The sequence below is a fragment of the Burkholderia sp. 28_3 genome (assembly GCF_003253915.1).
Classification (GTDB): domain Bacteria; phylum Pseudomonadota; class Gammaproteobacteria; order Burkholderiales; family Burkholderiaceae; genus Burkholderia; species Burkholderia cenocepacia.
The window spans coordinates 65,098-80,201 of sequence record NZ_QKZF01000005.1; the positions used below are offsets into that span (position 1 = coordinate 65,098).

Here is a 15,104-nt window from a genome sequence, read left to right on the forward strand (position 1 = left end):
GGCGAGGGACGGATTCGTCAAGGCGGATTCTCCGTTGGGCGGCGCATGCCGCAGGGTCCGTGGAAGGCGGCACTCTAGCGCGCCGCACGCCGGCGCGGCAAGCGCGACCGGCCGCCGCAGCGCCCGGGGCCGGATCGTGGCGCCCTGTGGATAACTCTGTGAAAAACTCCCCGGTCGATTGCCTCAAACGCCCGCCCGGCGGGCATCGAATCGGATGTGAATTATTTTGAAAGGTTTAAAAAACTATAAAAATCAAGGTGTTACGAAGAATTGTCTGGTTTTTTTAGCGGTTTCCGCGCGTTTTACGCGGACGAATGCCAGAGTGTGGACACTTTCCGCGCGTGGCGGCGAATGCGGCGGCGCTGGACGCCGCACGCGTGTCGGACTATCGTGACGCCGCCAGCATTCATCCGACCGTCCATGCTTTCCGACTCTCCTTTTTCCGCGCCCGGCGCCACGCGCGGCGGCGACGAAGTGATTCCCGTTTCGGCGCTCAATCGCGCGATTTCGACGATGCTCGAGCGCTCGTTTCCGCTGCTGTGGATTTCGGGCGAAGTATCGAATTTCACGCGCGCCGCGAGCGGCCACTGGTATTTCTCGATCAAGGACCAGCAGGCGCAGATGCGCTGCGTGATGTTCCGCGGCCGCGCGCAATACGCCGAATTCACGCCGCGCGAAGGCGACCGCATCGAAGTGCGCGCGGTCGTCACGATGTACGAGCCGCGCGGCGAAGTGCAGCTCAACGTCGAAGCCGTGCGACGCACCGGGCAGGGGCGCCTGTACGAGGCGTTCCTGCGGCTGAAGGCGCAGCTCGAAGCCGAGGGTCTGTTCGCCCCCGAGCGCAAGCGGCCGTTGCCGCCCCACCCGCGCGCGATCGGCATCGTCACGTCGCTGCAGGCCGCCGCGCTGCGCGACGTGCTCACCACGCTCGCCCGGCGCGCGCCGCACATTCCGGTGATCGTCTATCCGGCCCCCGTGCAGGGCGCCGGTTCCGCAGAGAAGCTCGTCGCGGCCGTCGCGACCGCGAATGCGCGGCGCGAGGTCGACGTGCTGCTGGTGTGTCGCGGCGGCGGCTCGATCGAGGATCTGTGGTCGTTCAACGACGAAGCGCTGGCGCGCGCGATCGCGGCGAGCGAGCTGCCGGTCGTCAGCGGTGTCGGCCACGAAACCGATTTCACGATCGCGGACTTCGCGGCCGACCTGCGCGCGCCGACGCCGACCGGCGCGGCCGAACTCGCGAGCCCGCAACGCGCGCTGCTGCTGCGCGAGGTCGACGAGCGCCAGCGTGCGCTCGCGCGCGGCATGGCGCGTCGACTCGAACAGCGCGCGCAGCAGCTCGACTGGCTTGCACGCCGGCTCGTGAGCCCGGCCGAGCGGCTGCAGCGGCAACGCACGCACGTCGAGCAGCTCGCGGCGCGGCTGGCGTCGGCGGCGTCGCGGCCGGTTCGCGATGCACGCGCGCGTTTCGCGCTCGCGCAACTGCGCTGGCAGCGCGCGCGGCCCGATGCGTCACAGGCGCGCCATGCGCTCGCGGGGCTGTCGCAACGTCTGGCCAGTGCGTTGCAGCGCCGTCACGAACGCGACACGGCGCGTGTGTCGGCCTGTGCGGCGCGGCTCGAGGTGCTGAGCCCGCAGCGCACGCTCGAGCGCGGCTATGCGGCGCTGATCGATGCGCAGACGGGCCGCGCGGTGCGCGCGCCGAACGCGCTGAAGCCGCAGCGGCGCCTGACCGTGCATCTCGCCGAAGGCTCGGCCGACGTGTCGCTCGCCGACGTGCAGCCGCGGCTGACCGATACGATCTGACGTAACCGGCGCGAGCGACACGCGGCGATCGTCGCAACGAACGCGACGCGGGCGGGCACGGATGCTGCGCATCGTCGGGTTCGTCCTGCCGGACGTTGCGCCAGCATCGCTTTTCCGCATACCGCGGATAAATGGCCCGTGAGTTTGCGGGGTTATTCGTCCTCGCCTACAATCGGACGCTCGGCAGCATCCAACACAGCCTCCCTACATACTCAACGAAGGAATCGCCATGGCTCATACGCTCCCGCCGCTCCCGTACGCTGAAGACGCACTCGCGCCGACCATCTCGAAAGAGACGATCGAGTACCACTACGGCAAGCACCATCAGGCTTATGTGACGAACCTGAACAATCTGATCCCGGGCACGGAATTCGAAAACCTGCCGCTGGAAGAGATCGTGAAGAAGTCGTCGGGCGGCATCTTCAACAACGCCGCGCAAATCTGGAACCACACGTTCTTCTGGAACAGCCTGTCGCCGAACGGCGGCGGCGCACCGACGGGCGCGCTGGGCGACGCGATCAACGCGAAGTGGGGTTCGTACGACGCATTCAAGGAAGCGTTCACGAAGGCCGCGGTCGGCACGTTCGGTTCGGGCTGGGCATGGCTCGTGAAGAAGGCCGACGGTTCGCTCGACATCGTGTCGACGAGCAACGCCGCCACGCCGCTGACGACCGCCGACAAGGCACTGCTGACGATCGACGTGTGGGAACACGCGTACTACATCGACTACCGCAACGCCCGTCCGAAGTTCGTCGAGGCGTTCTGGAACATCGTGAACTGGGACTTCGCAGCGAAGAACTTCGCGTAAGTCCGCCGCCTGCGCGCCGCCACGGCGCGCGGCATCGAGAAAAAGCCCTCGTTTCGAGGGCTTTTTGTTTTTTGTGTCTCGCCCTGAACGCGTCGAATCGGCCGGATCAGCCGGCCATGCCCAGCACCCAGCCGAACGTGGCGCTCGCGATCACCACGGCCCATGGCGGCACGCGCCAGAACACCAGTGCGACGAACGCGACCAGCGCGGCGGCCAGGTCGCGCGGCGCGACGATCGTGTCGGTCCAGACCGGGTGATAGAGCGCGGCGAGCAGCAGCCCGACGACGGCCGCGTTCACGCCGGCGAGCGCGGCCTGCATGTGCGCGCTGCGGCGCAGGCGTTCCCAGAATGGCGCGGTGCCGGCGATCAGCAGGAACGACGGCGCGAAGATCGACACGAGCGCGATCGTGCCGCCGAGCCAGCCGTTCGGCGCATCGCGCAGCGACGCACCGAGGAACGCCGAGAACGTGAACAGCGGCCCCGGCACGGCCTGCGCGACCCCATACCCGGCCAGGAAAGCCGAATCGCCGACCCAGCCGGGCGCGACCACGGCCGCCTGCAGCAGCGGCAGCACCACATGGCCGCCGCCGAACACGAGCGCGCCCGTGCGGAAGAACGCATCGACGACGGCGAGCGTATCGGAGCGCAGCGCGCGGGCCGCGAACGGCAGCGCGACGAGCAGCGCTGCGAACAGCGCAAGCCACAGCACGCCCGCGCGGGGCGACACGTGCAGCGGCAACGGTTCGTGCGCGTCGCGCGCCGGTTGCGGCAGCAGCACGAGACCGGCCGCGCCGGCCACGACGATCACCGCGATCTGCGTCCACGCGGCCGGCGCGAGCAGCGCGACGCACGCGGCCGCGGCCATCAGCGTGACGCGCCGCGCATCCGGGCACAGCGTGCGCGCCATGCCCCACACGGCTTGCGCGATCACCGCGACCGACACGATGCGCAGCCCGTGCAGCGCGCCGGCTTCGATCGGTGCGCCCGTCGCGTGAACGCCGAGCGCGAACAGCATCATCAGCAGCGCCGACGGCAGCGTGAAACCGAGCCACGCGGCGAACATGCCGGCGTAGCCGGCGCGCGCGAGCCCGATCGCCATCCCGACCTGGCTGCTCGCCGGCCCCGGCAGGAACTGGCACAGCCCGACCAGATCGGCATAGGTGCGCTCCGTGAGCCAGCCGCGCCGCGTGACGAATTCCGCACGAAAGTAGCCGAGATGCGCGACCGGTCCGCCGAACGACGTGAGACCGAGCCGCAGGAACGCGATGAAGACGGGCCACGGATGACGGGCGGGGGCGGGGAGGGTCGACGTGTTCAAGGCGGTGCGCGCGGCTGGCGGAACGAGTCGCCACGATAGCGCAACTCGGCGGCCGCGGGGCAGCGCGTAGCGGCCGGTCGGGGCCGTTGTGCGGGGTTCAGTACGGGCCGTCGCCGAGCCCGCTCGCGCGCCGCAACGCATCGATGTCGACGAGCTCGATCTCGCCGACGTGCAGCCGCACGACGCCGTCGGCCTGCAGCGCCTTCAGCAACTGGTTGGTGGTCTGCCGCGTCAGCGACAGCATCGACGCGAGCGTTTCCTGCGACAGCCGGATGTGCGTGCGCCCGGCGCTGATGCCGCCGTAGCCCTCGGCGATCATCAACAGCCGCGCGGCGAGCCGCTGCGCGGCCGGCATCACGCTCATCGATTCGACCGTCAGGAAGCTCAGGCGCAGCTTTTGCGCCATCAGCAGCGCGAACTGCCGCCAGTATTGCGGCGTCGCATCGAGGATCGCGAGCAGTGCAGCCTGCGGCACGTGCAGCAGCAGCGTGTCGTCGAGCGCGACGGCGTCGTGCGTGCGCGGCTGGCCGTCGAACAACGCGATCTCGCCGAACCACGTGACGGGCTCCGCCACCGTCAGCAGCGCTTCCTTGCCGTGCGGATCGACCGCGCCTATCGTGAGTGAACCGGCCAGTACCGCGTACAGCCCGCACGGCGGGTCGCCGCGCCGGAACAGCGCATGGCCGGACGGCAGGCGGCGCAGCGTCGCGCGGGCGATCAGGTCGGCGCGCAGCGCGGGCGGCAGCCCGGCGAACCACGGGTTCGCTTCGATCTGCGGCAGGTACGGGGCGAGCGAAGAAGGCATGGGCACGCGATGTCGGGTAGCTGACAGAGGTTCTCGGGCGTGACGCGCATCATAGCGCTCGATGACCGATCAGGAGACGCCATGAAGACCCTCGAAGACCATCTTTCCCAGTATGCGGCCTACCATCGCGACGCGCGCAACATCGCGACGCATCTGGTCGGCATCCCGATGATCGTGTTCGCGGTCGAGGTGCTGCTGTCGCGGCCGGCGCTCGGGATGCCGGCCGGCATCGCGCTGTCGCCGGCGCTGCTGCTCGCCGTCGTGTCGGCGCTGTTCTACCTGCGTCTCGACCTGCGGTTCGGGATCGTGATGACCGTGCTGCTCGCGCTCGGCCTGTGGGCCGCGCAGTCGCTGGCGCCGCTGCCGACCGCGCAATGGCTCGCGATCGGCAGCGGCGCGTTCGTCGTCGGCTGGATCGTGCAGTTCGTCGGGCACTGGTTCGAAGGCCGCAAGCCCGCGTTCGTCGACGATCTGGTCGGCCTGATCGTCGGGCCGCTGTTCGTCGTCGCCGAGGTCGCGTTTTTCGCGGGGCTGCGCGCCGACGTGCGCCGCGAAGTCGAGCGGCGCGCGGGCCCGGTGCATGGCGGCGCGCATTCGCATGTCTGATGCGCCGGCCGGGCCGGTCTGCGTGTTCGGCGCGGGCGCGGTCGGCTGCTATCTCGGCGGCCGTCTCGCGGCGGCCGGCGCGCACGTGACGCTCGTCGGCCGCGCGCGGATCGGCGACGCGATTCAGCTGCACGGGCTCACGTTGACCGATCGGCGCGGTTATCGCGCCGCGCTTGCGCCGGCCGATGTCGGATTCGCCACCGAGCCGGCCGCCGCGACCGACGCACGGCTCGTATTCGTCGCGGTGAAGTCGGCGGCCACGCGCGAGGCCGCCGCGCAACTGGCCGGCGTGCTGCGGCCCGGCACGATCGTGATCAGCTTCCAGAACGGCCTGCACAACGCAGACGTGCTGCGCGACGCGCTCCCGCAAGCGACGGTGCTGGCCGGCATGGTGCCGTTCAACGTGATCGAGCGCGGTCCCGGCGCGTTTCACCAGGGTTCGGCCGGCAGATTGGCGACCGACGCGTCGTCCACGCTGCAGCCATTCATCGGCCTGTTCGCGCGCGCCGGGTTGCCGCTCGTGCTGCATCGCGACATGCGTGCCGTGCAGTGGGCGAAGCTCCTGCTCAACCTGAACAACGCGGTCAATGCGCTCGCGAATGTGCCGCTGCGCGACGAACTTGCCCAACGCACGTACCGGCGCTGCGTCGCCTTGGCCCAGCGCGAGGCGCTGCACTGGCTGGCGCGGGCCGCGATCCGGCCCGCGCGGTTGACGCCGCTGCCGGCCGCGTGGATCCCGGCCGTGCTCGACCTGCCGGATGCGGCGTTTCGCGTGGTCGGCGGCCGCATGCTCGCGATCGATCCGCTGGCGCGGTCGTCGATGTCCGACGATCTCGCCGCGCACCGCGCGACGGAAGTCGAGTGGATCAACGGCGAAATCGTGCGGCTGGCCGGGCGCTTCGGTGCGCCGGCGCCGGTCAATGCGCGGCTGTGCGCGCTCGTCCACGACGCGGAACGTGCGGCGGTGCGTCCGGCGTGGCGCGGCGATGCGCTGTGGGCCGACCTCGCCGCGCGGGCGCCGCATGCGGGCCATGTGCCGGCCGCGTAGGCTGGCGGTGCTCCCGGCGTCGACCACGCGGCGGCGCGGGCCGTGCGCAACGACTAAGATGCGGAGTGCGTCATACGACGCCTTTGCGGAGCAATCGCCATGGTGGATCGCCCGACCCTCGATGCCTACGACGCGCATGCCGCGCAATACGCGCAGGACTGGCTCGACCAAGCCGCGCCCGACGACATGTATGCGCTGCTCGAACAGCATTTCTCGCCGGGGCTGACCGCCGACGTCGGCTGTGGCGCGGGGCGCGACACGGCCTGGCTCGCGTCGCGCGGCTTCGACGTGCGCGGCTACGACGCGAGCGCCGCGCTGCTCGACGAGGCGCGGCGACGCCATCGCGGTCTGACGTTCGAACTGGCCGCGCTGCCGGCGCTGGCCGGCGTGCCGTCCGGCGCGTTTCGCAACGTGCTGTGCGAAACCGTCGTCATGCATCTCGAACAGGCGGACGCCGCGGCGGCTGCCGCGCGGCTGGCTGATCTGCTGATGCCGGGCGGCACGTTGTACCTGAGCTGGCGGGTGGCCGGAAGCGGCATGTTGCGCGACGAGCGCGGCCGCCTCTATACGCCGCTCGATTCGGCGCGGATGCATGCGGCGCTGGGCGCCGGCGTGCACGTGATCGACGAACACGAGGTGGTCAGTGCGTCGTCCGGCAAGCGCGTGCACCGGCTGATCGTGCGCAAGGCGGGCGGCGACGCGTGAGCGCGCCGCGCCTGCGCAGTTACTCGCGGCTGAGGGCCGCTTCCCAGTTGATGTCGACGCAGAGCACCTGCATGCCCGTCGCGGCCGGTGCGGCGATCGACGCGGTCACGCACAGGTGGGCCTCGTTGATCGACAGGTAGGGCGCCGTCAGATGCACGCCGCCCGGCGCGCGCATCGCATCGATGAAGTACGGGCGGCGTTCCCAGCTCGCGCCTTCGGAATGCAGCAGCGGCCGGAAACGCTTCGCGCGTTGCGATACGCTGCCGCGCGCGAGCACGTTGTCGCCGATCTGGCGGCCCGATGCGTCGAGCAGGAAGCAGCGCGCGGTCTCGGGCAGCCCGAGCACGGCGGCGGCCGCATCGACGAGCGACTCGCCCGCGCCGAGCCGGCGGCTCGCTTCCTCGAGCGCGGCGACGTACGGCGCGAGCCGTTCCGCCTGCGTGCGCTCGCGCTGCGCGACGCGCAGCCGCAGCGCGGCCGACAGCGTGTCCATGCAGCCCGCAGCGGCCTGCGGCTGTACGGGATCGACGCTCGGCCCCGCGAAGTACTGGCCCTGCACGAAATCGACGTCGCATTCGAGCGCGATCAGCGCGTCGCGTTCGGTCGCGAGCCCGCCCATCAGCACGAGCTGGCCGGATTCGTGCAGCAGCGACACGAGCCCCGGCAGCACGCGTTCGAGATGCGAGTGCTCGCTCGCCTGCGCGAGGATGCCGCGGTCGAGCGTGACGATGTCCGGATGCAGGTGCCACACGCGATCGACGTTCGAATGCTTAGCGCCGAACCCGACGAGCGCGATCAGGAAGCCGGCCTTGCGCAGCCCGTCGATGATCGCCGCATAGCGTGGCGTCTCGCCGCCGGCCTGTTCGGGCACCTCGAGCACCACGCGGTGCGGCGGCAGCCCGAGCGCCTTCAGGTTCGCGAGCAGCGCGTCGCCGTAGATGGTGTCCATCAGCGCGGCCGGATGCAGGCTCAGGAAGAGCCATTCGTCGTGGCTGTCGAACGCGTGGAAGTTGCCGAGATGCAACGATTCGGCGAGCCGGCCGAGCTCGAGCAGGTCGCCGCGCCGCGCCGCCTGCGTGAACACCTCGTGCGACGCCACCTGGCGGCTTTCCTCGTCGTGCGCGCGCAGCGACGCGTGATAGCCGATCGCGCGCCGGTGCGACACCGAGAACACGGGCTGGAACACGCTGAACACGGTGTAGCCGCCGTACAGCACGGTGCGCCGGTTCCCGTCGTCGCCGGCGACGGGGCGGGGCGGCTGAAAGCCGGGGGGATCGATTTCGATCATGCTCATGATGTCGGCCGAAGGGAGACTGCCAGTTTACCTACAGAATGGGCGAGCAAGAAGCATGCACGGCTGCGCGTCGTGTGCGGCCGCCCGTCGCGCTTGGCACGCGCACGGGGCCGGGTCGCGTTGCACCGCGATGGTGCGTGCCGGCCCGATTCGGCGCGCGCCGCGCTCACGCGCGCTCGGACGGATCGGTCTTGCGCGCGGTGCTGCGGATCTCGGGTGCGAGCTGCGCGAAGATCCACGCGGACGCGGCCGTGATGATCCCGACGCAGACGAACGTCGCATGGAACGCCGGCAGCGTGTTGCTCGGCGTCACGGTGCGCAGCATGCCGGTGAACGTCGCGAGCAGCGCGCCGGCGACCGTGACGCCGAGGCTCATCGACAGCATCTGCACGAGCGAGAACAGGCTGTTGCCGCTGCTCGCGCCGCCGGTGCCGAGATCCTTCAGCGTCAGCGTGTTCATCGCGGTGAACTGCATCGAGTTGAACCCGCCGAACAGCGCGAGATGCACGACCTTCACCCACACCGGCATCGTGTCGCGCATCAGCGCGAAGCTCGCCATCATCACGCCGACCATGATCGTGTTCGCGAGCAGCACCTTGCGGTAGCCGTGCCGCGTGATCAGGCGCGTGATGATCCGCTTCGAGAACATGCCGGCCGCCGCGACCGGCAGCATCATCAGCCCGGCCTCGAACGCCGAGTAGCCGAGGCTCACCTGCAGCAGCAGCGGGATCAGGTACGGCATCGCGCCGCTGCCGATCCGCGCGAACAGGTTGCCGAGCAGCCCGACGCTGAACGTGTGGATCTTGAACAGCTCGAGCGAGAAGATCGGCTGCGGCGCGCGCACCGCGTACAGTCCGTACGCGACGAAGCACGCGAGGCTCAGGATCAGCAGCACGAGCACGGCTGCGTGCTGCATGCCGAGATCGGCGAGCCCGTCGAGCGACAGCGAAATCGCGACCATGCCGATCGTCAGCAGCAGATAGCCTTTCAGGTCGAAGCGGCCGGCGGCCGGGTTGCGCGAATCGGGCATCGAATAGAAGGTCGCGATGCAGCCCGCGACGCCGACCGGCACGTTGATCAGGAAGATCCAGTGCCACGACGCGATCTTCACGAGCCAGCCGCCGAGCGTCGGCCCGATCAGCGGGCCGATCAGGCCCGGAATCGCGACGAACGACAGCGCGGGCAGGTAGCGTTCGGCCGGGAACGTGCGCAGCACCGCGAGCCGCCCGACCGGCAGCAGCATCGCGCCGCCGACGCCCTGCACGATGCGGAAGGCGACCAGTTGCGTCAGCGTATGGGCGTTCGCGCACAGCAGCGAGCCGAGCGAGAACACCAGGATCGCGCTGAAGAACACCCGCCGCGTGCCGAACGTATCGGCAAGCCAGCCCGACACGGGGATCATCACCGCCATCGTCAGCGAGTACGCGATCACGACCGATTGCATCCGCAACGGCGATTCGCCGAGGCTCGCGGCCATCGACGGCAGCGCCGTGTTGACGATCGTCGCGTCGAGCGTCTGCATGAAGAAGCCCGTCGCAACGAGCCAGAGCATCACGGTGAGGTTCTTTTCGCCGGGAGCGGCGGCAGGCGGGCGTTGGAACATGACGGCGGGGCGGTGGCGCGGGACAGCCGACATTGTAGGGAAAGCCGCCGCGCCGTGCAGGTTCGGGCGGCACTCATGTGGCCTCGACGACCCGACCCGATTCGGCGCGACCTCGGCCGGCCCGGCCGCCGGAGGCCTGTCCTCGTCGGGCGGCCAGTACAGTTCGGTCAAAAGCGTCTGCGGCCGTATCTGTCCGTGTACCGCCGCCGTCCGAAATACTGGTGTGATCGAACCCGTGCGACCAGGAGGCTGCCATGCGCGAACTGCGACTTTACGTGATGGACGGCGACGAGCCGGCCGGACGGTGGCGGATCGTCGACCGCACGCTGCTCGAGGTGGCCGAAGGCGACGTGTGGGTGACCGTCGAGGGCCGGCCAGACGATCACTGGCTGGGCGCCGGTGCGTCGCTGACCTTGCTGCCCGGCACCCATGCGTGGGTCAGCGCCGGGCCGCGCGGCGCGACGTTCGCGTTCGGCCCGCTCGCGGTGTCGGCCGTGCGCACCGCGCCTGCATGGTGGCGCCCGTTCGCCGCGTGGCGCGACGGCCGGCGTCACCCGGCCGCATCGCTGCCGACGTAGCGGGCCCGCGGTCGGATCAGCTTTCCGTCCGCGTACTGTTCGAGCGCATGCGCGATCCAGCCGGCCGTGCGGCCGGCCGCGAACAGCGTGAACGCCGCGCCGTCGGGCAGCGCGAGCGTGCGCTCCAGCACCGCGAGCGCGAAATCGATCGTCGGCCGCAGGCCCGTCGCCGCTTCGACGCGTGCGGCGAGCGCGCGCGCCATGCGCAGCGCCGGCCGCTCGGGCGCCGTCGCGTGCAGTGCATCGAGCAGCGCCCGCGCGCGCGGGTCGCCGTCGGGATACAGCGGGTGCGCGAAGCCGGACAGGGCCGTGCGGCCGCCGTCCGCGCGTTCGTCGTGCGCCAGCCGCAGCGCGAGGTAGCGATCGAGATCGGCGGCGCGGGCCGCTTCGTCGAGCAGCGTGCCGGCGCGGAACGTCTCGCCGCCGTGGCGCGGCCCCGACAGCGCCGCGAGCCCGCCCGAGATCGCGCCGAACAGGTGGCTGCCGGTTGACGCGATGCAGCGCACCGCGAAGGTCGACGGATTCAGTTCGTGATCGGCGCACAGCACGAGCGCGCGCCGCAGCAGGTCGGCGTCATCGCGCCGCCGCACGCGCCACGCGGACGCGAGCTGGCGGTGCACGGGCGCGTCGCCCGGCGCGATGCCGGCGAGTGCGGCCGTCGCGACGCGCAGCAGCAGCGCCGCGGCATCGAGCTGGGCGTCGCGCCCCTGCGCCCACAGGCGCGGCAGCGACGCGGCGGCGGCCGGCAGCAGCACCAGCGTGCGTTCGAGCGGTGCGAGGTGCGCCCAGCGACGCGCCCAGTCGTCCCACTGCGCCGCGTCGAAACCGGTCGACGCGAGCGACGTGGCGGCCAGCCGCGCGGGCGGACAGTCCCAGAGCCGCGCGGCCGTTTCTTCGAGGGTCGCTGCACCGGCCAGCGCGATCGCATCGGCGCCGCGGTAGCGCAGGCGGCCGTCGGCGATCTGCGTGATGCGCGATTCCAGCACCGGCACGCCCCAGTCGAGCGAACGTTCGGCGACACCGCCCGCGCGTTTCGCATCGGCGCGGCGGCGCGCGAGCAGGCGCACTTCGTTGGCGTCGTAGCGGCGGCGCTTGGTCGCGCCGTCGGGCAGCGAGCGCAGCAGGCCGCGGCTCACGTACGCGTAAAGGGTGCTCACGCTGACGCCGAGCATGCCGGCGGCTTCCTGCGCACTGAGGGATGTCATGCCGGTTGCTCCTGGCGGCGCGCATGAAGCGCGGGCCCGCTACAACTATTCGTTATGTATTGATTCGCGCAATCAAGATTGATCGCGGCTGTCGCGAATTCTAGACTCGATTCCGTCTCCTCGACGGCATCCTCTTCACCATGACCATGACACCCGAACGCGCATTGACGCATCTATGGCAACTCGCACACGGCGAACCCGACGCGCTGGCCCGCACGACCGTGACCGGGCAGGACCCGGCGTTGCCGTCGACGTTTCACGTCGGTGCGCTTGCCGCCGCGACGATCGCCGCGGCCGGGCTCGCGGCAGCCGAATGTCATCGGCTGCGCACGGGCATCGCGCAATCGGTCGACGTGTCGGTGCGCGACGCGCTCGTCGCGTTTCGCAGCGAGCGCTACCTGCGCGTGGACGACGGGCCGCCGCCGGAGTTGCGTCATCCGGTGACCGGTTTCTTCGAGACGGGCGACGGACGATGGATTCAACTGCACGCGAATTTCCCGCATCACCTGCGCGGCATCCTCGACGTGCTCGGCTGCGGCCCGCAGCCGCCCGACGTCGCCGCAGCGATCCGTACGTGGGACGGCGCGGCACTCGATACCGCGCTGGCCGACGCCGGTCTGTGCGCGGCATTGATCAGAACCCCTGACGAATGGGCGGCGCACGAGCAGGCGCGCGCGATCGCGTCGCTGCCGCTATTCGAGATCGAGCGGATCGGCGACGCGCCGGCCGAGCCGATCGGCCGCGGCGAGGCCGACCGGCCGCTGGCCGGCGTGCGCGTGCTCGATCTCACGCGCATCATCGCTGGGCCGGTCGCGGGCCGCACGCTGGCGTCGCACGGCGCGCAGACGCTGCTCGTCAACGGTCCGCACCTGCCCAACATCGCGCCGCTCGTGATCGACAACGGACGCGGCAAGCGCTCGACGTGGATCGATCTGCGCGACGCGGCGGGCGTCGATACGCTGCACGCGCTGGCACGCGAGACGGACGTGTTTCTGCAGTCGTACCGGCCCGGCGCGCTCGCGGCGCGCGGCTTCACGCCGCAGGCACTGGCGGCGCGGCGGCCCGGCATCGTCTACGTGTCGGTGTCGGCGTACGGGCACGCGGGGCCGTGGGCGAAGCGGCGCGGGTTCGACAGCCTCGTGCAATCGGCGAGCGGAATCGCCTGGCAGGAGCAGCAGGCCGCGCATGCGAGCGGGCCGCGCCATCTGCCGTGCCAGGCGCTCGATCATGCAACGGGGTATCTCGCGGCGTTCGGCGCGATGATCGCGCTCGCGCGGCGGGCGCGCGAAGGGGGCAGTTGGCACGTGCGGATGTCGCTCGCTCAGACGGGGCGCTGGCTGCAGTCGTTCGGCGCCGTGCCGGACGGGTTGCAGGCGCCCGATCTCGCGCTGGCCGACGTGCGCGACCGGATCGATCGCGTCGCGTCGCCGTTCGGCGTGCTCGACACCGTGCGGCCGGCCGAGTGGTTGTCGGCAACGCCGCCGGCGTTCGCGCGGCCGCCCGTGCCGCTCGGCACCGACGACGCGCGCTGGTTGTGAGGGCCGCTGGCGCGGCTCGCGTTACTTGCGCAGCTCGACGACGAAATCGTAGTAGTCGTTGCGGCAGTAGGTATCGGTCAGTTCGATCGCGCGCTGGTCGGACGTATAGCCGATCCGTGTGATCAGCAGCAGTGCGTCGTGCGGGGCGATGCCCATCTGCTCGGCGATCTCGTCGGTCGCGTTGACCGCGCGGAAATGCTGCAGCGCGCGCACGATCGGCGTGCCGCGTGCTTCGAGATAGCTGTACAGCGAGCCGACGATCGCCTGCGGATCGGGAATCAGCGTCGCGGGGAACGTCGAGTTCTCGACGGCCATCACGATGCCGTCGGCGAGGCGCAGGCGTTTCAGGCGTGTAACCGATGCGGCCGGCGACAGCCCGAGCTGGATCACTTCGTCGCGGTTGGCGGGCTGGATTTCGCGTGCGAGCCACTGCGAACTCGGCTTGAAGCCGCGGCGCTCGAGCATTTCGCTGAAGCTCGACAGTCGCGACAGCGGATCCTCGTAGCGCGGCTGGATGAAGTTGCCCGCGCCTTGCGTGCGGCGGATCAAGCCTTGCTCGACGAGCAGCGCGATCGCCTTGCGCGCGGTGATGCGCGACACGCCGAGCGCTTCGGACAACACACGCTCGGAAGGCAGCGCTTCGCCGGCCGTCCAGCGGTTGTCGTGGATCGCATCGCCGAGCTTGCGGGCGAGCTGCAGGTAGAGCGGCGTATCGTTGTCGGGGTCGGGGCGCAGGTCCTGCCAGCGGTCGTCCGTGGGTGCCTTCATACAATGGGTATCGATCAGGTTGCGGCCATTCTAAGTCATCATGCCGCGCCGTTATAGCCGGTTTTTGCCGTGTAATAGGCCGGGGGCGCACCGATTGACTACACTGATGCGTCGTATTCGATGCTTCGGCCGCGGTGTGCGGCCACGAACCCGCAACGAGGAAACGGATGACAGACACGATCGCCACGGTCGTTTTGCCAAACGGCGAGACGATTCCGAAGCTGGGCCTGGGCACCTGGGAAATGGGCGAGCGGCCGGCGCGGCGCGCGGACGAGATTGCCGCGTTGCGCGAAGGCATCGAACTCGGGATGACGCTGGTCGACACCGCCGAGATGTACGGCGACGGCGCGACCGAGGAACTCGTCGGCGACGCGCTTGCGGGCCTGCGCGACGACGTGTTCCTCGTCAGCAAGGTCTATCCGCATCATGCGAGCCGGCGCGGCGTCGTCGCCGCGTGCGACGCGAGCCTCAAGCGCCTGCGTACCGATCGCGTCGACCTGTACCTGCTGCACTGGCGCGGGTCGGTGCCGCTCGAGGAAACCGTCGCGGGTTTCGACGCGTTGCAGCGCGCGGGCAAGATCCGCCACTGGGGCGTCAGCAATTTCGATACGGCCGACATGGCCGAACTCGTCGACGAGGCGGGCGGCGGTGCATGCGCCACCAACCAGATTCTCTACAACATCGCGCGACGCGGCCCGGAATTCGACCTGCTGCCGTGGCTGGCCGACCACCGGATACCGGCGATGGCGTACAGCCCGGTCGATCACGGACGGCTGCCGAAACGCTCGCCGCTCGACGAGATCGCACGGCTGCGCGGCGTGTCGGTGACGCGCGTCGCCCTGGCATGGGTGCTCGCGCAGCCGGGGGTATTCGCGATTCCGAAGGCGTCGCGGATCGAACACGTGCGCGACAACCGCGCCGCGCTCGATTTCGTGTTGAGCGATGACGAGCGCGCGCAGCTTGACGCGTATTTCCGTCCGCCGCGCAGCAAGCGCGCGCTCGAGATGCTCTGACCGGAGTCGGTC

14 protein-coding genes are annotated in these 15,104 nt (G+C 70.3%); 8 read left to right on the forward strand and 6 right to left on the reverse strand.

Features of this window, described 5'->3' with window-relative positions:
• Positions 1-420 precede the first annotated feature (420 nt).
• The gene (gene xseA / locus DFS13_RS13280) at positions 421-1,803 is read left to right on the forward strand and encodes an exodeoxyribonuclease VII large subunit (RefSeq protein ID WP_058901755.1); all 1,383 of its coding nucleotides are present in this window, start codon (positions 421-423) and stop codon (positions 1,801-1,803) included.
• 229 nt (positions 1,804-2,032) lie between these two features.
• Positions 2,033-2,611, forward strand: a complete 579-nt coding sequence (gene sodB / locus DFS13_RS13285) for a superoxide dismutase [Fe] (protein ID WP_006489396.1) — start codon at positions 2,033-2,035, stop codon at positions 2,609-2,611.
• A 106-nt stretch (positions 2,612-2,717) separates the two neighbouring features.
• Here the strand turns inward: sodB and chrA are convergent, their stop codons facing one another.
• Together chrA and DFS13_RS13295 are read right to left on the reverse strand one after the other, a co-directional pair.
• A complete protein-coding gene (gene chrA / locus DFS13_RS13290; RefSeq protein ID WP_034201435.1) occupies positions 2,718-3,929 on the reverse strand; it encodes a chromate efflux transporter in 1,212 nt (403 codons plus the stop codon).
• A 97-nt stretch (positions 3,930-4,026) separates the two neighbouring features.
• Entirely contained in the window at positions 4,027-4,734 is a 708-nt protein-coding gene (locus DFS13_RS13295) for a Crp/Fnr family transcriptional regulator (protein WP_006491070.1), read from the reverse strand.
• Between the two features lie 81 nt (positions 4,735-4,815).
• Between DFS13_RS13295 and DFS13_RS13300 the strand changes: the two genes are divergently transcribed.
• The 3 genes from DFS13_RS13300 (at position 4,816) to DFS13_RS13310 (ending at position 7,093) form a co-directional block, all read left to right on the forward strand.
• Positions 4,816-5,340, forward strand: a complete 525-nt coding sequence (locus DFS13_RS13300; protein WP_111441804.1) for a DUF962 domain-containing protein — start codon at positions 4,816-4,818, stop codon at positions 5,338-5,340.
• Positions 5,333-6,388, forward strand: coding sequence for a 2-dehydropantoate 2-reductase (locus DFS13_RS13305; protein WP_111441851.1), 1,056 nt, complete (start codon positions 5,333-5,335; stop codon positions 6,386-6,388). Before DFS13_RS13300 ends, DFS13_RS13305 begins: the two co-directional genes overlap by 8 nt.
• 99 nt (positions 6,389-6,487) lie before the next feature.
• On the forward strand, positions 6,488-7,093 hold the full coding sequence (locus DFS13_RS13310; RefSeq protein WP_006496464.1) for a bifunctional 2-polyprenyl-6-hydroxyphenol methylase/3-demethylubiquinol 3-O-methyltransferase UbiG: 606 nt from the start codon (positions 6,488-6,490) through the stop codon (positions 7,091-7,093).
• A 19-nt stretch (positions 7,094-7,112) separates the two neighbouring features.
• On the opposite strand, the gene DFS13_RS13315 is transcribed toward DFS13_RS13310, so the two are convergent.
• Together DFS13_RS13315 and mdtD are read right to left on the reverse strand one after the other, a co-directional pair.
• Positions 7,113-8,387, reverse strand: coding sequence for an EAL domain-containing protein (locus tag DFS13_RS13315; RefSeq protein WP_006496463.1), 1,275 nt, complete (start codon positions 8,385-8,387; stop codon positions 7,113-7,115).
• A 166-nt stretch (positions 8,388-8,553) separates the two neighbouring features.
• A complete protein-coding gene (gene mdtD / locus DFS13_RS13320; protein ID WP_111441852.1) occupies positions 8,554-9,990 on the reverse strand; it encodes a multidrug transporter subunit MdtD in 1,437 nt (478 codons plus the stop codon).
• Positions 9,991-10,244: 254 nt separating this feature from the next.
• Between mdtD and DFS13_RS13330 the strand changes: the two genes are divergently transcribed.
• Complete coding sequence (locus tag DFS13_RS13330; RefSeq protein ID WP_006491803.1) at positions 10,245-10,568, forward strand: DUF2917 domain-containing protein; 324 nt, start codon at positions 10,245-10,247, stop codon at positions 10,566-10,568.
• On the opposite strand, the gene DFS13_RS13335 is transcribed toward DFS13_RS13330, so the two are convergent.
• A complete protein-coding gene (locus DFS13_RS13335) occupies positions 10,541-11,773 on the reverse strand; it encodes a citrate/2-methylcitrate synthase (RefSeq protein WP_043205384.1) in 1,233 nt (410 codons plus the stop codon). The genes DFS13_RS13330 and DFS13_RS13335 overlap by 28 nt on opposite strands.
• A 146-nt stretch (positions 11,774-11,919) precedes the next feature.
• Here DFS13_RS13335 and DFS13_RS13340 point away from each other — a divergent pair, with 146 nt between their 5' ends.
• The gene (locus tag DFS13_RS13340; RefSeq protein ID WP_111441853.1) at positions 11,920-13,311 is read left to right on the forward strand and encodes a CoA transferase; all 1,392 of its coding nucleotides are present in this window, start codon (positions 11,920-11,922) and stop codon (positions 13,309-13,311) included.
• Between the two features lie 21 nt (positions 13,312-13,332).
• Here the strand turns inward: DFS13_RS13340 and DFS13_RS13345 are convergent, their stop codons facing one another.
• Positions 13,333-14,079: a GntR family transcriptional regulator gene (locus DFS13_RS13345; RefSeq protein WP_006489667.1), complete on the reverse strand. Its 747-nt coding sequence runs from the start codon at positions 14,077-14,079 to the stop codon at positions 13,333-13,335.
• A gap of 167 nt (positions 14,080-14,246) precedes the next feature.
• Here DFS13_RS13345 and DFS13_RS13350 point away from each other — a divergent pair, with 167 nt between their 5' ends.
• The gene (locus DFS13_RS13350; RefSeq protein WP_034201437.1) at positions 14,247-15,092 is read left to right on the forward strand and encodes an aldo/keto reductase; all 846 of its coding nucleotides are present in this window, start codon (positions 14,247-14,249) and stop codon (positions 15,090-15,092) included.
• The last annotated feature ends 12 nt before the right edge of the window (positions 15,093-15,104 follow it).

What these genes read in the sequence shown, in the direction of transcription:
- xseA (WP_058901755.1), top strand. Translation starts at nt 421, where the DNA reads ATGCTTTCCGACTCTCCTTTTTCCGCGCCCGGCGCCACGCGCGGCGGC.
- sodB (WP_006489396.1), top strand. Translation starts at nt 2,033, where the DNA reads ATGGCTCATACGCTCCCGCCGCTCCCGTACGCTGAAGACGCACTCGCG.
- DFS13_RS13295 (WP_006491070.1), bottom strand. Translation starts at nt 4,734, where the DNA reads ATGCCTTCTTCGCTCGCCCCGTACCTGCCGCAGATCGAAGCGAACCCG.
- DFS13_RS13300 (WP_111441804.1), top strand. Translation starts at nt 4,816, where the DNA reads ATGAAGACCCTCGAAGACCATCTTTCCCAGTATGCGGCCTACCATCGC.
- DFS13_RS13305 (WP_111441851.1), top strand. Translation starts at nt 5,333, where the DNA reads ATGTCTGATGCGCCGGCCGGGCCGGTCTGCGTGTTCGGCGCGGGCGCG.
- DFS13_RS13310 (WP_006496464.1), top strand. Translation starts at nt 6,488, where the DNA reads ATGGTGGATCGCCCGACCCTCGATGCCTACGACGCGCATGCCGCGCAA.
- DFS13_RS13315 (WP_006496463.1), bottom strand. Translation starts at nt 8,387, where the DNA reads ATGAGCATGATCGAAATCGATCCCCCCGGCTTTCAGCCGCCCCGCCCC.
- mdtD (WP_111441852.1), bottom strand. Translation starts at nt 9,990, where the DNA reads ATGTTCCAACGCCCGCCTGCCGCCGCTCCCGGCGAAAAGAACCTCACC.
- DFS13_RS13330 (WP_006491803.1), top strand. Translation starts at nt 10,245, where the DNA reads ATGCGCGAACTGCGACTTTACGTGATGGACGGCGACGAGCCGGCCGGA.
- DFS13_RS13335 (WP_043205384.1), bottom strand. Translation starts at nt 11,773, where the DNA reads ATGACATCCCTCAGTGCGCAGGAAGCCGCCGGCATGCTCGGCGTCAGC.
- DFS13_RS13340 (WP_111441853.1), top strand. Translation starts at nt 11,920, where the DNA reads ATGACACCCGAACGCGCATTGACGCATCTATGGCAACTCGCACACGGC.
- DFS13_RS13345 (WP_006489667.1), bottom strand. Translation starts at nt 14,079, where the DNA reads ATGAAGGCACCCACGGACGACCGCTGGCAGGACCTGCGCCCCGACCCC.
- DFS13_RS13350 (WP_034201437.1), top strand. Translation starts at nt 14,247, where the DNA reads ATGACAGACACGATCGCCACGGTCGTTTTGCCAAACGGCGAGACGATT.